This window comes from Burkholderia sp. E168m23, from assembly GCF_016586125.1.
GTDB classification, from domain to species: Bacteria; Pseudomonadota; Gammaproteobacteria; order Burkholderiales; family Burkholderiaceae; genus Burkholderia; species Burkholderia orbicola.
Map to the genome: position 1 here is coordinate 1 of NZ_BCPP01000465.1, position 5,481 is coordinate 5,481.

General features: G+C 65.5%; 4 protein-coding genes. All 4 read right to left on the reverse strand.

Annotation, left to right across the window (positions count from 1 at the left end; genetic code table 11):
• Positions 1-205: 205 nt before the first annotated feature.
• Positions 206-1,288, reverse strand: a complete 1,083-nt coding sequence (pheA, locus tag JMF90_RS22140; protein ID WP_027807564.1) for a prephenate dehydratase — start codon at positions 1,286-1,288, stop codon at positions 206-208.
• A gap of 33 nt (positions 1,289-1,321) precedes the next feature.
• On the reverse strand, positions 1,322-2,404 hold the full coding sequence (gene serC, locus JMF90_RS22145; RefSeq protein ID WP_006496544.1) for a 3-phosphoserine/phosphohydroxythreonine transaminase: 1,083 nt from the start codon (positions 2,402-2,404) through the stop codon (positions 1,322-1,324).
• Between the two features lie 155 nt (positions 2,405-2,559).
• The gene (locus tag JMF90_RS22150) at positions 2,560-3,159 is read right to left on the reverse strand and encodes a DUF2059 domain-containing protein (protein WP_006486966.1); all 600 of its coding nucleotides are present in this window, start codon (positions 3,157-3,159) and stop codon (positions 2,560-2,562) included.
• An 83-nt stretch (positions 3,160-3,242) separates the two neighbouring features.
• On the reverse strand, positions 3,243-5,481 hold a 2,239-nt coding region (gyrA, locus tag JMF90_RS22155; protein WP_201325431.1), incomplete at its 5' end, for a DNA gyrase subunit A.

Consider the following 5,481-nt stretch of genomic DNA (forward strand, 5'->3'; position numbering starts at 1 on the left):
GAATGCAAAGCCTGACACGACAAGAGCCAAGTTACGCGTGCAGGACGACGCCCCGCATGCGGAATTCCAGATTCCGGGCAACGGGCGCGCACCCGGCGCAACCTGCACCGGATACCGCCCGAACCCGCCTTCGGCAGCGCCGACCGGCCTGCCCTGCCCGCCCGGCCACGACGCCTGCCCCAAGCAGGCGACGGGCCGCCGCGTATCAGCGTGCGCGCGGATACGAACCGAGTACCTTCAGGAACGCGGCCTTCTGGCCGAGTTCCGCCAGCGCGGCCGCCACCGCCGCATCGTCGCGGTGCCCTTCGATGTCGATGTAGAAGTAGTACTCCCACGTGCCGACGCGCGCCGGACGCGACTCGAAGCGCGTCATCGACACGCCGTGCCGCGCGAGCGGCTCGAGCAGCTTGAACACGGCGCCCGGCTCGTTCTTCACCGACACGATCAGCGACGTCTGGTCGTGACCGCTCTGGCCGGCCGGCTGCTTGCCGATGATCACGAAGCGCGTGCGGTTGTGCGGATCGTCCTGGATCAGCGAGAACGCGATCTGCAGGCCGTAATGCGCGGCTGCGCGGTCGCCCGCGATCGCGGCGACGGTCGGATCGGCTGCTGCGAGGCGCGCGGCCTCCGCGTTGCTCGCCACGGCCTGCCGCTCGAGCTGCGGCGCATTCGCCGCGAGCCACTGCTGGCATTGTGCAAGCGCCTGCGCATGCGCGCAGACACGCTTCACGCCGTCGAGCGTGCCGCTCTGCGTGAGCAGGTTGTGATGAATCGGCAGCGCGAGCTCGCCGCTAATCAGCAGTTGGGTCTGCAGCAGCAGGTCGAGCGTGCGCGATACGGCGCCTTCGGTCGAATTCTCGACCGGCGCGATGCCGAATGCCGACGCACCGGCCTCGACCGAGCGGAACACCTCGTCGATCGACGGGCAGGGCAGCCCTTCGATCGACTGGCCGAAATACTCGAACATCGCCTGTTCGCTATACGTGCCGACCGGCCCGAGGAACGCGACGTGGATCGTCTGCTCGAGCGCGCGGCTCGCGGCCATGATCTCGCGCCAGATGGCGCTGATGTGCTCGCTCGCGAGCGGCCCGGCGCTCATGTCCTGCAGCCGCGCGATCACCTGCAGCTCGCGCTCCGGCCGGAACACCGGCGCGTTGAAATGCTTCTTGACCTCGCCCACCTCGAGCGCCACCGCGGCGCGTTGGTTCAGGAGCGCGATCAGCTGCGCGTCGATCGCGTCGATGCGGTCGCGCAGCGGTTTCAGGCGGGAATTCAGTTCGTCGTCCATGCGTTTTGCCGTGCTGTTTGAACAGCGCCGCCGTCAGGCGCCGCGCTGCTCGAAGTCCTTCATGTACTCGACGAGCGCCTTCACGCCCTCGAGCGGCACCGCGTTGTAGATCGACGCCCGCATGCCGCCGACGGACTTGTGGCCCTTCAGCTGCAGCAGCCCGCGCGCCTTTGCGCCGGCAAGGAAGTCTTCGTTGCGCGTTTCGTCGGCCAGGAAAAACGGCACGTTCATCCGCGAACGTGCTGCCGGCTCGACCTTGTTCAGATAGAAGCTGCTCGCGTCGATCGTGTCGTAGAGCAGCTTCGATTTTTCGATGTTGCGGGCCTCGATCGCTTCGAGGCCACCCTGCCGCTTCAGCCACTGGAACACGAGGCCCGCGATGTAGATCGCGTAGGTGGGCGGCGTGTTGTACAGCGAGTTGTTCGCGGCGATGGTCTTCCATTCGAATGCGGACGGGCAGATCGACAGCGCGCGATCGAGCAGATCCTCGCGCACGATCACGACCGTCACGCCAGCCATCCCGATGTTCTTCTGCGCGCCGCCGAACAGCACGCCGTACTTCGCGACGTCCATCGGGCGCGACAGGATGTGCGACGAGACGTCGGCAACCAGCGGCACGTCGCCGAGATCCGGGATCTCGAACGTCTCGACGCCGTCGATCGTCTCGTTGGTGCACAGGTGCACGTAGGCCGGATCGTCCGACAGCTGCCATTCGGCGCGCGCGGGCGCACGCGTGAAGCCGGCCTCCGTCTTGCCGCTCGCGGCCAGATGCGGCGTGCAGAACTTCTTCGCCTCGCCGAACGATTTCTGCGACCACGAACCCGTCACGACGAAGTCGGCCGTCTTGCGCGCGCCGAGCAGGTTCATCGGCACGATCGCGTTTTCCGCGATGCCGCCGCCCTGCAGGAACAGGATCCGGTGGCTCGCCGGCACGCCGAGCAGGTCGCGCAGGTCGGTCAGCGCGGCCTCGTGGATCGACATGAATTCCTTGCCGCGATGGCTCATCTCCATCACGCTCATGCCGCTGCCGTGCCAGTCGAGCATTTCGTCGGCGGCCTGCCGCAGCACTTCCTCGGGCATCGCCGCAGGGCCGGCGGAGAAATTAAAGACGCGCATCGTGAAAACCTCGGGAGGGACGCGACCGGCTTGCCGCCGGCAAAACGCGCCAGAAAAGAAATGGCCGCTTGCGCTCGCGCGCAAACGGCCATTATCGCACTGTCGTCAGGCTCCCGCCAAACCCGGCCGAACGGCCGGGGGCGTGCCCGGACAGCTTACTTGCCCGGCTTGACTGCTGCGACTTCCTTGTCAGCCTGCGTACGCGTTGCCTGGATCGCTTGCGGCATGTACTTCTGCATCAGGCCGTTGACCACGTCGCGACCGACCTGATCCTGAACCTGGATGAACTTGCGGCCCGTCGGGCTCTTGTAGAACGTCGTCAGATCCTTGATCTCCGACGTACTGTAGTACTTCGCGTATGCGTCGTACTGAGCCGACATCGCGTCGCTCTGGAACTGTTGCGTGCCGAACACCTTGCCTGCGCCGTCGACCAGCTTCGGCACCGCGTTCTTCTGCAGCGTCGGAACGGCAGCCTGCTTCTGCTTGTCGTTCAGCGTCTTGTTTTCCGACAGCGCGTCCGACAGGATGGCCGGCACGAGTTGCTTGGCCTGCATTTCGGCGCTGTTGCCGATTGCCGACACGAGCTTCGGCGCGTCGATCGCGTCGAGCAGATCCTTGATCGCTGCCTTCTTGTCGGCGTCGATCGGCGCAGCTGCCGCCGGAGCTGCCGGTGCGGAATTCGACAGCGCTTGCGCCATCGCGAACGTCGGCACCAGTGCAGCCAGCAGAACCAGTTGCTTGAATTGCTTTTGCATCATCACTCCCTTTTGGAAATATGAATGGTTGCTCGCCGGCCGCGGCGCTTTTCGCCCGCGGCGGCCAGAGTCTCATCCGTTCTTCAGGCTTCGCCGTCCGACGCCTCGTCGGCCTCGCCCTCTCCCTCTTCGGCCTCCGCGATCTGCTGCAGGCCAGAGAGCTTGGTGCCCTCATCGAGACTGATGAGTGTAACACCTTGCGTGGCACGCCCCATCTCGCGAACCTCGGATACGCGGGTGCGAATCAACACGCCGGCCGTCGTGATCAGCATGATCTGATCCTCGGCGTCGACGAGCGTGGCAGCCACGACCTTGCCGTTGCGCTCGGACGTCTGGATCGCGATCATACCCTTCGTACCGCGGCCATGGCGCGTGTACTCGGTGATCGGCGTGCGCTTGCCGTAGCCGTTTTCGGTTGCGGTGAGCACGGTCTGCTCCTCGCTGCCGGCAACCAGCATCGCGATGACCTGCTGCCCGTCCTCGAGCTGCATGCCGCGCACGCCGCGCGCCTCGCGCCCCATCGGACGCACGTCGTTCTCGTCGAAACGCACGGCCTTGCCGGCGTCGGAGAACAGCATCACGTCGTGCGCGCCGTCGGTGATCGACGCACCGATCAGGTAGTCGCCCTCGTCGAGGCCGACCGCGATGATGCCCTTCTTCATCGGGCGGCTGAACGCTTCGAGCGGCGTCTTCTTCACGGTGCCGAGCGACGTCGCCATGAAGATGAACTTGTCGGCCGAGAATTCCTTGACCGGCAGCACGACGTTGATCTTCTCGCCTTCCTGCAGCGGGAACATGTTGACGATCGGGCGGCCGCGCGAGTTGCGCGAGCCCTGCGGCACTTCATAGACCTTGACCCAGTACACGCGGCCGCGGTTCGAGAAGCACAGGATGTAGTCGTGCGTGTTCGCGATGAAGAGCGTCTCGATCCAGTCGTCTTCCTTCATCTGCGTCGCCTGCTTGCCGCGACCGCCGCGCTTCTGCGCACGGTACTCGGACAGCGGCTGCGACTTCACGTAGCCCGCATGCGACATCGTGACGACCATGTCCTGCGGCGTGATCAGATCCTCGGTGTTCAGCTCGGTCGCGTTCAGCTCGATCTTCGAGCGGCGCGCATCACCGAATTCGGCCTTCACCGAGGTCAGCTCGTCGCCGATCATCGTCGTGATCCGCTCGGGGCGCGCAAGGATGTCCAGCAGGTCGGCGATCTGTGCCATCACGTCGCGGTACTCGCCGATGATCTTGTCCTGCTCGAGTCCGGTCAGGCGCTGCAGACGCATCTGCAGGATTTCCTGCGCCTGCGTGTCGGACAGGCGGTACAGCCCGTCGGCCTGCATCCCGAATGCCGGGTTCAGGCCTTCCGGACGGTACGCGGAGCGACCGCCGGCCGCCGCGTTCTCGCTCTCGGCGCGCGTCAGCATCTCGCGCACGAGCGACGAATCCCACGGCTTCGCCATCAGTTCCTGCTTCGCGATCGGCGGCGTCGGCGCGGCCTTGATGATCGCGATGAACTCGTCGATGTTCGCGAGCGCGACCGCGAGACCTTCGAGCACGTGGCCGCGTTCGCGGGCCTTGCGCAGTTCGTAGATCGTGCGGCGCGTCAGCACTTCGCGTCGGTGCGACAGGAAGCACTGCAGGATTTCCTTCAGGTTCAGCAGCTTCGGCTGGCCGTCGACGAGCGCGACCATGTTCATGCCGAACGTGTCCTGCAGCTGCGTCGCCTTGTACAGGTTGTTCAGCACCACTTCCGGCACTTCGCCGCGCTTGAGCTCGATCACGACGCGCATGCCGCTCTTGTCGGACTCGTCGCGGATGTCGGAGATGCCTTCGAGCTTCTTCTCGTTGACGAGCTCGGCGATCCGCTCGAGCAGCGAGCGCTTGTTCACCTGATACGGCAACTCGTCGACGATGATCGCCATCCGCTGGCCGCGGTCGATCTCCTCGAAGTGCGTGGCCGCCCGCATCACGACGCGGCCGCGCCCGGTGCGGTAGCCGTCGCGCACGCCGGCGACGCCGTAGATGATGCCGGCCGTCGGGAAGTCCGGCGCCGGAATGATCTCGATCAGCTCGTCGATCGTCGCTTCCGGGTTACCGAGCAGGTGCTGGCACGCGTCGACGACTTCGTTCAGGTTGTGCGGCGGGATGTTGGTCGCCATGCCGACCGCGATGCCCGACGAGCCGTTGATCAGCAGGTTCGGAATGCGCGACGGCAGGACCGACGGCTGCATTTCGTTGCCGTCGTAGTTCGGCTCGAAATCGACCGTTTCCTTGTCGATGTCGGCAAGCAGCTCGTGACCGATCTTCGCCATGCGAATTTCGGTG